The sequence below is a fragment of the Marinobacter zhanjiangensis genome (assembly GCF_014651935.1).
GTDB classification, from domain to species: domain Bacteria; phylum Pseudomonadota; class Gammaproteobacteria; order Pseudomonadales; family Oleiphilaceae; genus Marinobacter; species Marinobacter zhanjiangensis.
In genome coordinates, this window is sequence record NZ_BMXV01000004.1 from 264,220 (window position 1) to 280,015 (window position 15,796).

Consider the following 15,796-nt stretch of genomic DNA (forward strand, 5'->3'; position numbering starts at 1 on the left):
TCAGGCTCCTTGGGTGGGGGACACGGACGTCGGGGTGGTGCCGGTGGCGCCGTCGGGCCTGCGATAGCGGACCTCGCCGGCCACGGCGGTGGCGGCGATGGCCCGGTCATCCCCCAGGATCATCAGGTTGAACAGGGTCTCTGCCAGGGTGTGGCTGTGGGCCTGCTTCATGTTCAGGGCGGGTGAGGCATTCTGGTCGAGCACCACAAAATCCGCGTGGCGTCCGGGCCGGAAGCTGCCGGTCTGTTCCGTCTGGTCCAGCACCCGGGCGTTGCCCAGGGTGGCCAGGTAGAAGGCCTGCCAGGGCGTCATTGTCTGGCCCCGCAGGCGGCAGACCTTGTAGGCCTCGGCCATGGTGGCCAGCATGGACAGGCTGGTGCCGCCGCCCACGTCGGACGCCAGGCCCACGGTGACGCCCGCCTCGCGGGCGCTGCGGAAGTCGAACAGGCCGCTGCCCAGGAAGGTGTTGGAGGTGGGGCAGAAGGCAATGCGGGTGCCGGTCTCGGCCAGCCGCTGGCGGTCCCGGTCATCGATATGGATGCCGTGGGCCAGTACCGTGTGCTCTCCCAGCAGGCCGTAGTGGTCGTATACGTCCAGGTAGCTGTGGCGGTCCGGGAAGAGTTCGCTGATCCACTGGATCTCGCCGGTGTTCTCGGCCCAGTGGGTCTGCACCATCACCTCCGGATGTTCCGCGGCCAGCTTGCCCGCCAGGTTCAGTTGCTCCGGGCTGGAGGTGGCGGCGAACCGGGGGGTGATGGCATAGCGCTGGCGGCCGTGGCCGTGCCATTTCTGCAGCAGGGCCAGGCTGTCGTCGTAGCTGCCCTGGGCGGTGTCGGTGAGGTTGTCCGGGGCGTGGCGATCCATCATCACCTTGCCGGCGGTGAGGCCCATACCCCGGCTTTCGGCGGCTTCAAAGAGGGCGTCCACCGAGGCGGGGTGGGAAGTGCAGAACACCAGGCCGGAGGTGGTGCCGTGGGCCAGCAGCAGGTCGGTAAACCGTTGCGCCTCGGCCCGGGCCCAGTCACCATCGCTGAAGCGGGCCTCGTGGGGGAAGGTGTAGGTCTCCAGCCAGTCCAGCAGTTGCGTGCCATAGCTGGCCATCACGCCCAGTTGCGGCATGTGCACGTGGGTGTCGATAAAGCCGGGCAGGATCAGGCCGCCTTGCCAGTCGGTGACCGGGGTCTTGGCCGCTAGCCGGGGCAACAGGCTCTCTGCCGATCCGGTGGCGAGCACCTGGCCGTCCTGCAGCACCAGCAGGCCATCGTCGAAATAGTCCAGGCTGCCGGCTGCCGGTTCCGGTTCATTGCCGGGGTCGTCGAGGAAGTGGAGCAGGGCGCCACGATGGGCGATGCAGCCCGCCGGGAACCTGCTATCGGTTGCTCTGGTCATCAGCTCCCCCGGTAGGTTGAGTAGCCCCATTGGTTCAGCAGCAGGGGGACATGGTAGTGCGCCTGCGGGTCCGAGACCTGGAAGTTCAGGGTTACCTCCGGGTAGAAGGTGTCGAGGTTCTGCTCCCTGAACCAGGCGCCGGTGTCGAACCGCAGTCGGTAGTGGCCCGCCTCGAGGGTGCTGTCGAACCACGACATCAGGCGGCCATCGTCATCGGTGACACCGTCGGCGATGGGCACGGCCCGGTCATCGATCACCTGTTCCAGGGTGACGGCAACGCCGGCAGCCGGTGTGCCGCTGCCCAGGTTGAGGATGTGGGTGGTGATGGGGCTCTTGTCGGTCATACCAGTTTCTCCAGTCGTATCCCGGTGATTTTGGCCTGTTCCCGGGCGGCATTGTCGATCTCCTGCTCGCGGGTGTTGGGCAGGCGTTGCTCCAGCAGCTCGAGCATTTCCTCGGCGGACTTGCCGGTGGCACAGACGATGAAGATAAAGCCGAACTTTTCCTGGTAGGCGTCGTTGTCTGCCTTCAAGCGTCGCAGTACCGCTTCCGGCGCCTGGCGGGCACCGGCCTGTTCACCGCTCGCCAGGGCTTTGGTGCTGGCGTATTTACGGCGCAGGCTGTCCACGTCGCCGATTTTCGGATGGGCCTCGAAGGCCTGCAGCCAGTCGCGCTCGGTGAGTGTGGGCCACAGGCGATGGCTTTGTTCCAGCATGTCGTCGCGGCTGGCGTAGGGGCGGTTGTCCACCATGCCCTGCACCCAGGGCTCGGCGGCGCAGCAGTCCCGGAAGCGGGCCTCAGCCTGGTTCCGGGGCAGGGCGTTGAGTTCATCCAGGGTCATTCTTGCATGTCTCCGGTTTCTGGGTTCTGGATCAGGCCTTTCAGTTCCTTCCAGGGCAGGCCACGGCGGGTGACGGTCTGGTCCGCGCTGGCGGTCAGGCTGAGCAGCTCGGCCGTGATGGACACCGCCACTTCCATGGGGCGTTTTCCGGGCACGTCTGAACGACCCACCGGGCAGCGGATGAAACCGATCTGTTCGGCGTTAAAGCCCCGGTGTTCCAGCCGCTGGCGGAAGCGCTCGGCCTTGGTGTCGGAGCCGATCAGGCCGATGCCCGCGCAGTCTCCTGCCGTCAGTAGTGTACGGCACAGGTCGAAATCCAGCTGGTGGTTGTGGGTGAGGATCAGCACCTGTTTGCCGGTGCACAGGGCCGGGGCATCGCCCACCGGGTCACCGGTGTGGTGGATGCGCACGTTGGCGGGCACCTCGGCGGGGAACTGGTCGGCCCGCTCGTCCACCCAGGTGACGCGCCAGGGCAGCTCGCCCAGGATGGTGACCAGCGCCCGGGCCACATGGCCGGCGCCGAAGATGACCAGTTCCTGCTCGCAGCCCGGGTGGGCCTCGATCAGCACCGAGACGCTGCCGCCACAGCACTGGCCCAGGCTGGCGCCCAACGGAAAGTGGGCCAGCTCGCTGGTGTAATCCTGTTTTGCCAGCCGCTGCCGGGCCTGCTGGCAGATGCGGTATTCCAGATGGCCGCCGCCGATGGTGTCGTAGCTGTGTTCGCCGGTGACCACCATCTTGCTGGCGGGTTCGCGGGGTACCGAGCCGGTGACGCCCAGCACGGTCACCAGCACGTAGGGTTCGCCCCGGTCCTCGCAGTGGGCCACGGCCTGGTACCAGTTCAGTCGGCGTTCCATTACGCGGTCTCCTTCTGTTCGTTAAGCCACGCCTGGCTGGCGGTTACTGCCGCCAGCACCCGTTCCGGCGTGGCCGGGGCGTCCAGGGGCGGGCTGAAGCGGTAGTCGGTAACGCTGGCCACGGCATCCCGCAGGGCGCTCCATACGGCAATGGCCAGCATCAGCGGCGGTTCGCCCACGGCCTTGGAATGGAAGATGGTGGCTTCCCGGTTCGGGCTTTCCGGCAGCAGGTCCACGCGCATATCCGGCGGGCAGTCCGACACCGCCGGAATCTTGTAGGTGGCCGGGCCGGTGGTCAGCAGCCGGCCCTCGTCGCTGTAGACCAGCTCCTCGGTGGTCAGCCAGCCCATGCCCTGCACGAAGCCACCCTCGATTTGGCCGATGTCGATCTCCGGGTTCAGGGACCGGCCCACGTCGTGGAGGATATCGGTGCGCATTACCCGGTACTCACCGGTGAGGGTGTCTACCACCACTTCGGAACAGGCGGCGCCATTAGCGTAGTACAGGAACGGGCGACCGGTGCCTGTCTCCGGGTCGTAGTGGATCTTGGGGGTGGCGTAGAAGCCGGAGGACCACAGGGGAATGCGGTTCATGTAGGCGGTCTGGATAAAGGTCTCCCAGGGTACCGCCAGGCCGCCGATGATCACCTGGTTGTCGGAGAAGGAGACCTCATCCGGCGAGACAGCCCAGTGTTTCGCGGCGAACGCCACCAGGGCCTCAAGGATCTTCTCACAGGCATCCAGTGCCGCCATGCCGTTCAGGTCGGAACCGGAGGAGGCGGCGGTGGGAGAGGTGTTGGCGACCTTGTCGGTACGGGTGGCGGAGGCCTTCACTTTTGCCAGATCCACCTGGAAGGCGGAGGCCACCACCTGCGCCACCTTGATATACAGGCCCTGGCCCATTTCGGTGCCGCCGTGGTTCACCACGATGCTGCCATCGGTGTAGATGTGCACCAGCGCGCCGGCCTGGTTCAGATGCTTGGCGGTGAACGAGATACCGAATTTTACCGGGGTCAGTGCCAGGCCCCGCTTGAGCACCGGGCTGGACCGGTTGAAGGCGGTGATTTCAGCACGGCGCTGGCGATAGTCGGCGCTGGTTTCCAGGGTCTCCATCAGTTGTGTCAGCACGTGCTGTTCCACGGTCTGGCCATAGTGGGTGATGTCCCGCCCGGGCCGGTAGAGGTTGAGCTTGCGGATATCCAGCGGGTCCCGGCCCAGGTGACGGGCGATGTCGTCCATGGCCTGCTCGATGATCATCATGCCCTGGGGGCCACCGAAGCCCCGGAAGGCGGTGTTCGACACCGTATGGGTCTTGCAGCGGTGACCCACCACCCGGGCCTGGTCCAGGTAGTAGGCGTTATCGGCGTGGAACATCGCGCGGTCGACTATGGCATCGGACAGGTCCGGGGAATAGCCACAGCGGCCGGCCACCATGATGTCCGCGCCCTGGATCAGGCCGTCGTCATCAAAGCCGATGTCGTAGGTGTTGTAGAAGTCGTGGCGCTTGCCGGTCTGCACCATGTCGTCCGGCCGTGACAGGCGGAACTTCACCGGCTGGTGGGTGGCGTTGGCCAGCAGTGCGGCCACGCAGGCCAGTGGCGCGGCCTGGGTCTCCTTGCCACCGAAGCCGCCGCCCATGCGGCGCACCTCCGCCTGTACCTCGTGGATGGGCAGGCCCAGCACTTCCGCCACCAGCTTCTGCACCTCCGACGGGTGCTGGCTGGAGGTGTGCACGAACATGCCATGGTCCTCGGTGGGTTCCACCATGCAGGCCTGGCCTTCCAGATAGAAGTGTTCCTGGCCGCCCACATGTTGTTCACCCTTGAGGCGATTCGGCGCCTCCGACAGGGCCTGGTCTGGTTCGCCCCGTTGCTGGGTGTGGCTGGGCCGGACGAAGAGCTGCTTGTCCAGGGCCTGCTCCACGGTCACCACCGCATCCAGTGGCTCGTACTCGACCTTCGCCAGGCGTGCTGCCTTGCGGGCCGCGTCGTGGCTGGTGGCGGCCACCGCAAAGATGGGCTGACCAATGAACTCCACAAGGTTGTCGGCCAGCACCGGGTCGCCGGGGAACACCGGGCCGATATCCAGATGGCCGGGCACATCCTTCGCGGTGATTACGGCCACCACACCGGGGTACTGGCGGACTGCCTCCAGGTCCATGGACAGGATGCGGGCGTGGGCCTGTTCACTGTGGCCGACGGCGGCGTGGAGTAGCCGCTCGGGGGTGGGCAGGTCGTCGATATAGCGGGCCTGGCCACTGACGTGTTTCCAGGCGCTGTCATGATGCGCGCTCTGGCCGGCCAGACCGCGGGCGCTGTGGGCCGGCGTCGGGGTGTTCAGGGGCAGTTTACGCATAGTCGGTCACCATCAGGGGTTCGCCGGGGTTGGCGCCGGAAGAAAGCAGCGCCCTGCGCAGCAGGTTGCCGGCGACCTGCTGGCGGTAGGTGGCGGAGGCGCGTACGTCGCTCATGGGTGTGAAATCGCCGGCCAGGGCGGTCATCGCGGCGGTCACGCTGTCGTCGTTCCAGGGCTGGCCGGTCAGGGCGGCTTCGGCCTTGGGCGCCCGGGCCGGGGTGGCGGCCATGCCACCAAAGGCCAGCCGGCAATTCGCCACCACACCGTCTTCCACGGTCAGTCGGAAGGCGCCCAGTACAGCGGAGATATCGTCGTCCAGCCGTTTCGAGATTTTGTAGATATACAGCTGTTCGTGGGTCTTCGGCACCGGCACGCGCACCGAATGGATAAACTCGCCGGCTTTCAGGTCGGTCTGCTTGTAGCCGTGAAAGAAGTCTTCCACCGGCAGCCGCCGTTCGCCGTCCGGGCCATCCAGCACCAGGGTCGCGTCCAGGGCAATCAGGGCCGGGGGCATGTCACCAATGGGCGAGGCGTTGGCGATATTGCCGCCGACAGTGCCCCGGTTGCGGATCTGCAGGGAGCCCAGGCGCTCCAGCATGGCATCGAAGGCGGGCCAGAGGTCGCACAGGGCTTTATGGAACTGTTGATAGGTGGCCGCGGCGCCGAGGACCAGTTCGTCCCCTTCCCGGGCATAGGCCTTCAGTTCAGCCACCCGCTCCACACTGATCAGGTGATCCAGGGTTTTCAGCTGCTGGGTGATTTCCAGGGCCAGGTCGGTGCTGCCGGCCACCAGACGTGAGTCGGGGAAGGCGCGACGCAGCTCCCGCAGTTCCTCCAGGCTGACCGGCGAGTCGTAGCGGGGGCCGTCCGGCGCGGTCAGGGTAATGCTGTCCCGGTGAATGGCGCTCAGCTCCGGGCTGCCCGTGCCACTGCTCAGGGCCGCCGCCGGGTGATCTGCCTCCGGCGTCCATTCCTGCACCAGGGCCTGGCGGCCGGCCGCCATAATCGGGCGATAACCGGTGCAGCGGCACAGGTTGCCGGACAAAGCCTCCAGCAATTGATCATCGCCCTGGCCGGTTGCTTCCTTATTGGCATGCAGGGCAATCAGCGACATCACAATGCCCGGCGTGCAGAAGCCGCACTGGGCGCCGTGCTTCTCCATCATGCCGCGCTGGACCGGGTGGCCCGTTTCCTGTTGAAAGGCCTCTACCGTGATCAGTTCCTTGCCGTGAAGGCTGCCCACCAGGCTGATGCAGCTGTTTATGGCTTCGTAGCGAATATTGCCCTGGTGGTCAGGTGTTCCTGTGATCACGGTGCAGGCGCCACAGTCACCGGAGGCGCAGCCCTCTTTGGTGCCGGTGAGTCGCATTTTGGTGCGTAACCACTCCAGGATGCTCAAATTTGGGTCGACCTGGTCAACTTTTTCAATTCGACCGTTAACAAGGAATTCAATCACGGTGCTCTCCGCTTGCGCTCTATAGGCGGTGTTTTACGGGGTACTGCCTTTCACTATAGACAGGGTTTCCGCGGGTTCTATGCCCGATTCTGCAAAAATCTGACCAATTGGTTCATTTCGTGTTTTTCGGGCGTTTATTAACGATTGGCAAGCATATTGCTCAGCTCTCAAATGTTGATTGGTTGGTCAGTTTATGGATTGACCAGTCCGGAAAGCAGAATCAGAGAGGCTGTCTATGAGTGCGGCGTTACGCCTGAAACTGGAAAACATCGTCAAGGAATACCCGGGGTGCCGGGCCAACGATGGCATTGATCTCACGGTGGAGTCCGGGGAGATCCACGCGCTGCTGGGCGAGAACGGTGCCGGCAAGAGCACTCTGATGAAGGTGATCTACGGTGTGGTGCAGCCGGACGAAGGGCGCATGCTGTGGAACGGCCACCCGGTGAAGGTGGACAGCCCGGCCCGGGCCAGGGCCATGGGCATCGGCATGGTGTTCCAGCACTTCTCTCTGTTTGAAACCCTGACCGTGGCGGAAAACATCGCCCTGGGGCTGCCCACTGCTGAAGCTCGCGACCGCCGCGAACTGGATCAGCGTATCCGCGAGGTATCCGAGCGCTATGGCATGGCCCTGGACCCGAGGCGTTACGTCAGCACCCTGTCGGTGGGTGAGCGCCAGCGGGTGGAGATTATCCGTTGCCTGATCCAGGAAACCACGTTGCTGATCCTGGACGAGCCCACCTCGGTACTGACCCCGCAGGAAGTCACCGACCTGTTCGCCACGCTGCGAAAGCTGGCGAAGGAAGGCTGCAGCATACTGTTTATCAGCCACAAGCTGGAGGAGGTCCGTAGCCTCTGCCACAACGCCACAGTGTTGCGCCAGGGGCGGGTCAGTGGTGACTGCCGGCCAAAGGATGTATCCGCAGCGGATATCGCGCGTCTGATGGTGGGCGATGACACACCCATCTCCACCCGGGTTCCGGCGGCCGAGCCCGGGGATGTGCTGCTGGAAGTGCGCGACCTGAGCTGGAAGAGCAGCGATCCCTTTGGCACCAGCCTCAAGGATGTAAGCGTCACCCTGAACCAGGGCGAGATTGTCGGCATCGCCGGGGTCGCCGGTAATGGCCAGGACGAATTGCTCAAGGCCCTGTCCGGTGAGATCCGGATGGACCGGGGCGATATGGATCTGGGCGGGCTGGGCATTGGTGCATTGTCCCCGGACCAGCGCCGCAAACTCGGTGTTGCCATTGTGCCGGAGGAGCGTCTGGGCCGTGGTGCCGTGCCGGGCATGAGCCTGGCGGAGAATGCCCTGCTGACCGCCTCGGGCCAGGGTCTGGTGGACCGGGGGATGATCCGGTTCGGCCGCGTGCGGGATTTCTCCCGGGCGGTAATCCGCCGCTTCGACGTTCGCTGTAATGGCGAAGACAGCACCGCCAGGAGCCTGTCCGGCGGCAACCTGCAGAAATACATCATCGGTCGAGAGGCGCTGCAGAACCCCCGCCTGCTGGTGGCGTCCCATCCCACCTGGGGCGTGGATGTGGGCTCGGCGGTGGCTATCCATGAAGCGCTGGTGAAACTGCGGGATGAGGGCGCGTCGATCCTGCTGATCTCCGAGGACCTGGATGAGCTGTACCAGCTGTGCAGCCGCATCGGCGCGTTGTGCGATGGACGCCTGTCCCCGCTGGCGCCCACCTCTGAACTGACCATCGAGCAGCTCGGTCAGTGGATGGCCGGCGAGTTCGACTCTGCGGAGGCGACCCATGCTGCTGCTTGAGCGTCGTCCGGTTGACTCCACCCTGATGCGCTGGACCTCCCCGGTGCTGGCCCTGGTGCTGACCGTGATCACCGGGTTCGTGCTGTTCATGGCCATGGGCAAGGACCCCGTGGAGGGTCTGACCTTCTTCTTCATTACCCCGGTCAGTGACCTGATCGGGCTGGCCGAACTGGGCCTGAAAATGGCGCCGCTGTTGCTGTGTGCTGCCGGACTGACTGTCTGTTACCGGGCCAAGCTGTGGAATATCGGCGCCGAGGGGCATTTCCTGATGGGCGCCCTGGGCGCCAGCGTCGTCGCCGTGCAACTTGTGGATGTATCCGGCTTCTGGGTGCTGCCGGTGGTGCTGGTGGCGGGCATTGTGGCCGGCATGCTGTGGGCCGCCATTGCCGCCGGGCTGAAGACACACCTGAACTGCAATGAAATTCTCACCACCATCATGCTCAATTACATCGCCCTGAATCTGCTGCTGTACGCGGTACACGGGCCGCTCAAGGATCCCTACGGCTTCGGTTTTCCCCAGTCGGTGATGTTCGGCGATGCGGCCCTGCTGCCGGACCTGATTCCCGGCACCCGCCTGCACCTGGGGCTGGCCTTCGGGCTGCTCGCTGCCGTCAGCGTGTGGGTGCTGTTCGCCCGCAGCTTCATCGGCTTTCAGCTTAACGTGGTGGGGCAGGACCAGCGGGCCGCCGCCTTCGCCGGTTTCAGCGCCCGCCGCCTGACCTGGTTCGCCTTCCTGGTGGGTGGCGCCACGGCCGGGCTGGCGGGGGCTTCGGAAGTGACCGGTCCCATCGGTCAGCTGGTACCCCAGGTGTCTCCGGGGTACGGCTACACGGCGATTATCGTGGTGTTCCTGGGGCGCATGCATGCGCTGGGCATCATAGCCGCCAGTGCCCTGCTGGCGCTGACCTTTATCGGCGGCGAGATGCTGCAGATTGCCATGAACATGCCCAAGGCCATCACCGGTCTTTTCCAGGGGCTGCTGCTGTTCTACCTGCTGACCTGCGATGCCTTTATCCACTACCGCATCCGCCTGAAACAGCCGGCCATTAAACCCACCCCGAAAGCGGTCACTGCCGCAACCCAGGAGTCCTGACATGGAGCTGCTGATCAATGTGCTGGCCGCTACCGTGGTTGCCGGCACCCCCTTACTGCTGGCGGCCCTGGGCGAGCTGATCTGTGAGCGCTCGGGGGTGCTGAACCTGGGGCAGGAAGGCATGATGCTGATGGGCGCGGTGGCCGGCTTTGTGGCCACCCTGACCAGCGGCAGCCTGGTGGTGGGTGTGGCCGCCGCCATCCTTGCCGGCATTGCCATGTCGCTGCTGTTTGCCTTCATGGCGGTGACCCTGGCCGCCAATCAATACGCCGCCGGGCTGGCGCTGACCATCTTCGGTATCGGGCTGAGCGCCTTTGTGGGGGCCGGGTTCGTGGGCGAATCCATTGACGGCTTCAGCCGTGTGGCGATTCCGTTGCTCAGTGACATTCCGCTGATCGGGCGCGTGCTGTTCGATCAGGATCCGCTGGTGTATATGTCGCTGGTCGCCTTCGTTGCCGTGTGGGTGTTCCTGCGCCATACCCGTGGCGGGCTGCTGCTGCGGGCCGTGGGGGAAGACCCGGAAGCCGCCAATGCCAACGGCCTCAAGGTGCTGGTGGTGCGCTACCTGGCGGTGGCGTTCGGCGGCGGCATGGCGGGTCTGGCCGGTGCCTATCTGTCCCTGGCCTACACCCCCATGTGGACCGAGAACATGACCGCTGGCCGTGGCTGGATTGCCCTGGCGCTGGTGGTCTTCGCCACCTGGCGTCCCGAGCGGGTGGTGCTGGGCGCCTACCTGTTCGGCGCCGCCAGCATCCTGCACCTGGTGCTGCAGGGGCTGGGCTGGAACATCTCCACCGAGTTGCTGGCGATGCTGCCCTATGTGGTCACCATCCTGATGCTGGTGCTGCTGTCCTTTAACCCGGCCCGCACCCGACTGAACACCCCACTTTCCCTTGGCCAGCCATACCGGCCAGGGCGCTAACAATAATGATCAACCAACCATTCGCCAACAATGACTCACAAAACGAGTAACCAGAAAAGTACGTAACCTGAGAGGTATTACCATGAATGCATTTCGTAAGACACTGATCGCCGGCTGCGTGGCAGCAGCTTCCTTTGCACCTGCGGCCCACGCGGAGAAATTCTTCGGATCTTCCAGCATTTCGGTTCTGCACAGCGACCAGTACCAGGGCTTTGGCCCAACGGAGTACGAGGCCACCTACTTCACCTTCGAAAACGTTACCGCCCATAACTGGGGCGGTACCTTCTTCTTCATTGACAGCGACCAGGGCCAGGGCAGCGCCCAGGACTCTGATAACGTTTACGGTGAATTCGCGCCCACCCTGAACGGCAGCTGGCTGACCGGCTCCGACCTGAGCTACGGCCCGATCAAGGACGTCTTCCTGGCTGGCCAGTACGAGTTTGGTGGTGGGACGGAAGTGAATAACTACATGGGTGGTTTTGGTCTGGCGTGGAATGTGCCGGGCTTCCAGTACTTCAACACCGCGTTCTATTACGTGGATAACGAGCAGATCAACGACGACCTCCAGATGACCGTGACCTGGGGAGCGCCGTTTGAGGTAGGCCCCGCCCGCTTCCTGATCGACGGCTATATTGACTGGTCCACCGCCGAGGCGGATCACGAGTCAGAGTTCCAGTTCACCCCGCAGATCAAGCTCGACGTGAGCAACTTCTGGGGCGAGCCGGGCGTACTCTATGCCGGTGTGGAATACCAGTACTGGAACAACAAGTTCGGCCTGGGTGACGAAGTCATGGACACCCAGAGCTCGGTCAGTGCCCTGGTGAAATTCCACTTTTGATCCGTCACGGGAGTCCGGCAGAATAACGCTGTCGGACTCCTGAACACATGGACAACAAGTGAGAAAGCCATGACCAAAAACCCAGTTGCAGACGCTGCCGTATCGGCCAGGGTGGAGGACAGCGGCAATGGCCGCAGGTACCGCCCGGGCCGCATAAGGGAGCGAAACAGGGAAAAGATCCTGCAGGCTGCGGAGGAAGAGTTCGCCCTGAACGGATACAAGGGCGCCACCATCCAGAATATCGCCGAACGCGCCGGCTTGCCGAAATCCAATGTGCTGTACTATTTCAGTAACAAGCAGCGGATGTACGCTGCCATGTTTGATGACATTCTCGGGCGCTGGAACAAGGTGTTCTCGGATGTCAGACCGGAACATGATCCGGCAGAGGCACTGGCGAGCTTCATCCGCACCAAGGTGGAGATGTCGCGCCGCTACCCGCTGGCATCGCGGCTGTTCGCCATGGAGATTATCCAGGGCGCGCCTTTTCTGATGGACCACCTGCGCACCAACATGCGGGAGTGGGTCCGTGGACGGACCGAGGTAATCCAGCAATGGATTGACGACGGGCGCATGGCGGAAGTGGACCCGGTGCAACTGATCTTCCTGATCTGGTCATCCACACAACATTATGCTGACTTTCAGGTACAGATTCTGATGGTGGAGAACAAGGCCGAGTACGAGCAACGTGACTTCGACCACGCCGCCGACTTTCTTACCGATGTGATCCTGAGAGGTTGCGGCCTCGAGAAACCGACATGAATGACCGACATGAATGATTATGCCTCATACCCGAGGGACATGCGGGGCCATGGTGAGCACCCGCCCCATGCCCGGTGGCCTGGTAATGCCCGGGTTGCGGTGCAGTTTGTATTGAACTACGAGGAAGGCGGCGAGAACTGCGTGCTGCACGGTGACGAGCATTCCGAGACCTTCCTCTCCGACATTATTGGTGCCGACGCCTACCGCGACCGGCACATGAGTATGGAGTCGCTCTACGAGTACGGCTCCCGCGCTGGTGTCTGGCGGATCCTGAAGGAATTCCGCAAACGCCGGCTGCCGCTGACCGTGTTTGGCGTCACCATGGCCATGGCCCGTAATCCGGCAGTGGTAGAGGCCTTCCAGGCGGACGGCCATGAAATTGCCTGCCATGGCATGCGCTGGATTCACTACCAGGACATGAGCGAGTCGGAAGAACGCCGCTACATGGAGCTGGCCATCGAGCAGCATATCCGTCTGACCGGCGAGCCGCCCCTGGGCTGGTACACCGGCCGTGACAGCCCCAACACCCGCCGCCTGGTGGTGGAGCAGGGCGGCTTCGAATACGACAGCGACTATTACGGTGACGACCTGCCATTCTGGACTATCATCACCACTCGCGATGGCGCCGAGGAACCGCACCTGGTGGTGCCCTATACCCTGGACGCCAACGACATGCGCTTTGCCTCGCCCCAGGGCTTCAACTCCGGCGAGCAGTTCTTCCAGTACCTGAAGGACAGTTTTGACGTGCTTTACGAGGAAGGGGCAGACGCCCCCAAGATGATGTCCGTGGGTCTGCACTGTCGCATTGTCGGCCGCCCCGGGCGGTTCCGCGCCCTGCAACGGTTCCTGAACTATGTCCAGCAGCATGAGCAGGTCTGGGTGTGCCGGCGGATTGATATCGCCCGTCACTGGAAGCAGTATCACCCTTACCAATCCGAGCGGAGTAGCAGCGAATGAGAGATGTCATGGTGGCCCCGGAGGTGGAGGGGCCGGAGTTCACCCGTACTGGTCTGAACCTCGCCGATGGGTCCCTTGGGGCCGAAGTCCTTTTCGTGACCGATGAGTTCTTTGGTGCCCGGGAGCGGATGCTGAACCCGGAAATGCCGGTTTTCTATCCCGACGAGTACGATGACCACGGCAAGTGGATGGACGGCTGGGAAACCCGTCGCCGGCGTACCACCGGCCATGACTGGAGCATCATTCGTCTGGCCATGCCCGGAGTGCTGATGGGTGTGGATTTCGACACCAGTTTCTTCAGCGGTAACTTTCCCCCTGCCGCAGCCCTTGATGCCTGTTACTGCCCTGGCGCCGACCCCGATGAGGGCACCGAGTGGCAACAACTGATCCCCGCCACGCCTCTGCGGGGTAACGACCACTGCTTCCGCGAGATCGTCTCCGGCCGGCCGTGGACGCACCTTCGACTGCACCTCTACCCGGATGGTGGCGTTGCCCGTCTGCGGGTATACGGTAAACCCCACCGGGACTGGAATAACCTGGATGCCAGTGCCGCAATCAATCTGCTGGCCCTGGAAAATGGCGGCGATCAGGTGGCCTGGAGCGATGCCCACTACGGCGAGCCCCGCAAGCTGCTGAGACCCGGCCGGGGCATCAACATGGGCGATGGCTGGGAAACCCGCCGACGCCGGGAACCGGGCAACGACTGGTGCATCCTGGCCCTGGGCCACAAGGGCATTGCCGAGCGCATCGAGGTGGACACCGCTCACTTCAAGGGCAACTTCCCGGCCACCTGTTCGATCCAGGCGGCCTGTGTGGAAGCGGGTGCCAGCACCGCCAGCTCCCTGATCACCCAGAGCATGTTCTGGCAGACCCTGATGCCCGAGCAGCCGCTGACCGCCGACGCCATCCATGAATTCGCGGAGCTGGCGGACCTGGGGCCGATTACCCACATCCGCTTCAACATAATTCCCGATGGCGGTGTCAGCCGGCTGAGGCTGTTCGGAAAACCGGTGTCATGACAGAGCCACGGGAAATCATCACCGAGCCCCTGACCCGGGAGGCCTTTGCCCCCTTCGGTGAGGTGATCGATACCGACGGAGCCGATGCTTTCCCCATTAACCAGGGTCGTACCGAACGCTTCCACGCCCTGGCGCAGGTCGAGCTGTTGGGGGAGGGCGCACAGGGCATCCTGTCCATCTTCCGCGGGCAGCCGCTGGAACCGCTGAAAATCACGTTGATGGAGCGCCATCCCCTGGGCAGCCAGGCGTTCGTACCCTTGAACCATGGCGCCTTTCTGGCGGTGGTGGCACCGCCGGGGGAGTTTGACGAATCGGCAGTGCGGGTGTTCCTGACCAAAGGCTCACAGGGCGTGAGCTACCGTGCCGGCACCTGGCACGCGCCGCTGCTGCCACTGGCGGCGGATTCCGACTACCTGGTGGTTGACCGCCAGGGGGCTGGCAGTAACTGTGACGAGGTCGAGCTGAAGCGGCCGGTTATTCCGGTTTCCCGCCCCGGATAGAGCGCAGGCGGAGGGCGTGGGGCCGGCCCTGTCAGTGGTTTCCTTCGCCGCTTGCCGAACCCTCATCAACCACGTCGTTGGCAGCGGCCCGTGCACGCAGTGACCGGATGCGCCGGCCAAAGGCAAGCCGGGCTTTCTGCTCCAGCTCAAAGGCATGCATGACCCGGGCCCGGGTATGGGCCTGTCGTTCCAGTGTGGTGGCATAGGTTTTGGCGGCACTCAGCCCCAGGGCCATGGGCCATCGGTCGCGGGCGGATGATCTGGCAGGTGTAGCGGATATCTCCGGCAACAGCTGTTCGACGGTTTCCATCGGCACCGGGGCCTGCGCCACGGCATAGGCCATGATCCGCTCAGGGATATCGTCGAGACTGGCATGAAACTCACTGATCCAGTGGTCCCACTCTGATTCCGGAGACCAGGTCGCCGTTGTCGTGCCCAGCGCCTCCAGTTGAGCCAGCAGATGGCGGCTTTGCCGGTCACTGTCGGCCATCAGGGCACCGAGGCCGGCCAGCAGTTCGGTGCCGGGGGCGTTGCTGAGCCAGGAGTCGACAAAACGACCTTCCTCCTGCAGGTACCAGTAGCGGAACTGGAGCCACTCAATCAGTTCCAGGCGGGTCAGGGGGCGTTCGCCTTCCGACAGGTTGGGCGTTTTCGTCAGCGCCTCCCGGCGGGCCTTCACGGTCTGGACCAGGTCGTCAAAGAAAGCCGTTGGGTCCTTGGCGGGCCGTGGTCTGAGTGTTGCGGAATTCATGTTGTATCCTTCTGTTCGCCTGGCCGGCGGTTGCTCCGGGGTAACCGCAGTTACGCACTTTGGGCAGGTTTTGCAGGATATGTGCCAGCGAATGCGGGCAAATGGCTTGTTGTTGTGTTTGCTACAAATTTATGAACACCCGGTCAAATAATCTGACTTGTTATGGTGCAGGCAAGGTTCGGGTGATCGCCCCCGGTGCGTCTGGCGACTGCTAATGCCGTCACCGACGGCGACAGATACGGGCTGACAGGACGCCGGGTCTGTGGCATAGCGATTGCTTTAAAATCTG

15 protein-coding genes are annotated in these 15,796 nt (G+C 63.8%); 8 read left to right on the forward strand and 7 right to left on the reverse strand.

All coding sequences use genetic code 11. The annotated features are described in order from the left end of the window. Genes guaD through xdhA form a run of 6 tightly spaced genes read right to left on the reverse strand, consistent with a single transcriptional unit; the run spans position 1 to position 6,897 of the window. The gene (guaD, locus tag IE079_RS10225; protein WP_189576031.1) at positions 1-1,389 is read right to left on the reverse strand and encodes a guanine deaminase; all 1,389 of its coding nucleotides are present in this window, start codon (positions 1,387-1,389) and stop codon (positions 1-3) included. After that, on the reverse strand, positions 1,389-1,733 hold the full coding sequence (gene uraH, locus IE079_RS10230; protein WP_189576033.1) for a hydroxyisourate hydrolase: 345 nt from the start codon (positions 1,731-1,733) through the stop codon (positions 1,389-1,391). The genes guaD and uraH overlap by 1 nt, the downstream gene beginning before the upstream one ends. After that, on the reverse strand, positions 1,730-2,230 hold the full coding sequence (uraD, locus tag IE079_RS10235; RefSeq protein ID WP_189576035.1) for a 2-oxo-4-hydroxy-4-carboxy-5-ureidoimidazoline decarboxylase: 501 nt from the start codon (positions 2,228-2,230) through the stop codon (positions 1,730-1,732). Before uraD ends, uraH begins: the two co-directional genes overlap by 4 nt. Next, positions 2,227-3,087 carry a xanthine dehydrogenase accessory protein XdhC gene (gene xdhC, locus IE079_RS10240; RefSeq protein ID WP_189576037.1) on the reverse strand — a complete coding sequence of 287 codons (861 nt, stop codon included), beginning with the start codon at positions 3,085-3,087 and terminating at the stop codon, positions 2,227-2,229. The genes uraD and xdhC overlap by 4 nt, the downstream gene beginning before the upstream one ends. Beyond that, positions 3,087-5,441, reverse strand: a complete 2,355-nt coding sequence (gene xdhB, locus IE079_RS10245) for a xanthine dehydrogenase molybdopterin binding subunit (protein WP_189576039.1) — start codon at positions 5,439-5,441, stop codon at positions 3,087-3,089. Before xdhB ends, xdhC begins: the two co-directional genes overlap by 1 nt. Next, complete coding sequence (gene xdhA, locus IE079_RS10250; RefSeq protein ID WP_189576042.1) at positions 5,434-6,897, reverse strand: xanthine dehydrogenase small subunit; 1,464 nt, start codon at positions 6,895-6,897, stop codon at positions 5,434-5,436. Before xdhA ends, xdhB begins: the two co-directional genes overlap by 8 nt. Positions 6,898-7,132: 235 nt before the next feature. On the opposite strand from xdhA, the gene IE079_RS10255 reads away from it, so the two are divergent. From IE079_RS10255 to IE079_RS10290, 8 genes are all read left to right on the forward strand, one after another. Continuing rightward, positions 7,133-8,668 carry an ABC transporter ATP-binding protein gene (locus IE079_RS10255; RefSeq protein ID WP_189576044.1) on the forward strand — a complete coding sequence of 512 codons (1,536 nt, stop codon included), beginning with the start codon at positions 7,133-7,135 and terminating at the stop codon, positions 8,666-8,668. Further along, entirely contained in the window at positions 8,655-9,761 is a 1,107-nt protein-coding gene (locus IE079_RS10260) for an ABC transporter permease (RefSeq protein ID WP_189576046.1), read from the forward strand. The genes IE079_RS10255 and IE079_RS10260 overlap by 14 nt, the downstream gene beginning before the upstream one ends. A gap of 1 nt (position 9,762) precedes the next feature. Further along, positions 9,763-10,683 carry an ABC transporter permease gene (locus tag IE079_RS10265; RefSeq protein ID WP_189576048.1) on the forward strand — a complete coding sequence of 307 codons (921 nt, stop codon included), beginning with the start codon at positions 9,763-9,765 and terminating at the stop codon, positions 10,681-10,683. Between the two features lie 82 nt (positions 10,684-10,765). Next, on the forward strand, positions 10,766-11,521 hold the full coding sequence (locus IE079_RS10270) for an outer membrane protein OmpK (RefSeq protein ID WP_189576050.1): 756 nt from the start codon (positions 10,766-10,768) through the stop codon (positions 11,519-11,521). A gap of 69 nt (positions 11,522-11,590) precedes the next feature. Next, the gene (locus IE079_RS10275; RefSeq protein WP_189576052.1) at positions 11,591-12,280 is read left to right on the forward strand and encodes a TetR/AcrR family transcriptional regulator; all 690 of its coding nucleotides are present in this window, start codon (positions 11,591-11,593) and stop codon (positions 12,278-12,280) included. Positions 12,281-12,289: 9 nt separating this feature from the next. Then, the gene (gene puuE / locus IE079_RS10280; protein WP_189576360.1) at positions 12,290-13,237 is read left to right on the forward strand and encodes an allantoinase PuuE; all 948 of its coding nucleotides are present in this window, start codon (positions 12,290-12,292) and stop codon (positions 13,235-13,237) included. Beyond that, positions 13,234-14,256: an allantoicase gene (gene alc, locus IE079_RS10285; protein ID WP_227712435.1), complete on the forward strand. Its 1,023-nt coding sequence runs from the start codon at positions 13,234-13,236 to the stop codon at positions 14,254-14,256. The genes puuE and alc overlap by 4 nt, the downstream gene beginning before the upstream one ends. Then, a complete protein-coding gene (locus tag IE079_RS10290; protein ID WP_189576053.1) occupies positions 14,253-14,756 on the forward strand; it encodes an ureidoglycolate lyase in 504 nt (167 codons plus the stop codon). Before alc ends, IE079_RS10290 begins: the two co-directional genes overlap by 4 nt. 31 nt (positions 14,757-14,787) lie before the next feature. Here the strand turns inward: IE079_RS10290 and IE079_RS10295 are convergent, their stop codons facing one another. After that, positions 14,788-15,507 (reverse strand): hypothetical protein, encoded by a 720-nt coding sequence (locus tag IE079_RS10295; protein WP_189576055.1) that lies wholly within the window; start codon positions 15,505-15,507, stop codon positions 14,788-14,790. Positions 15,508-15,796 lie beyond the last annotated feature (289 nt).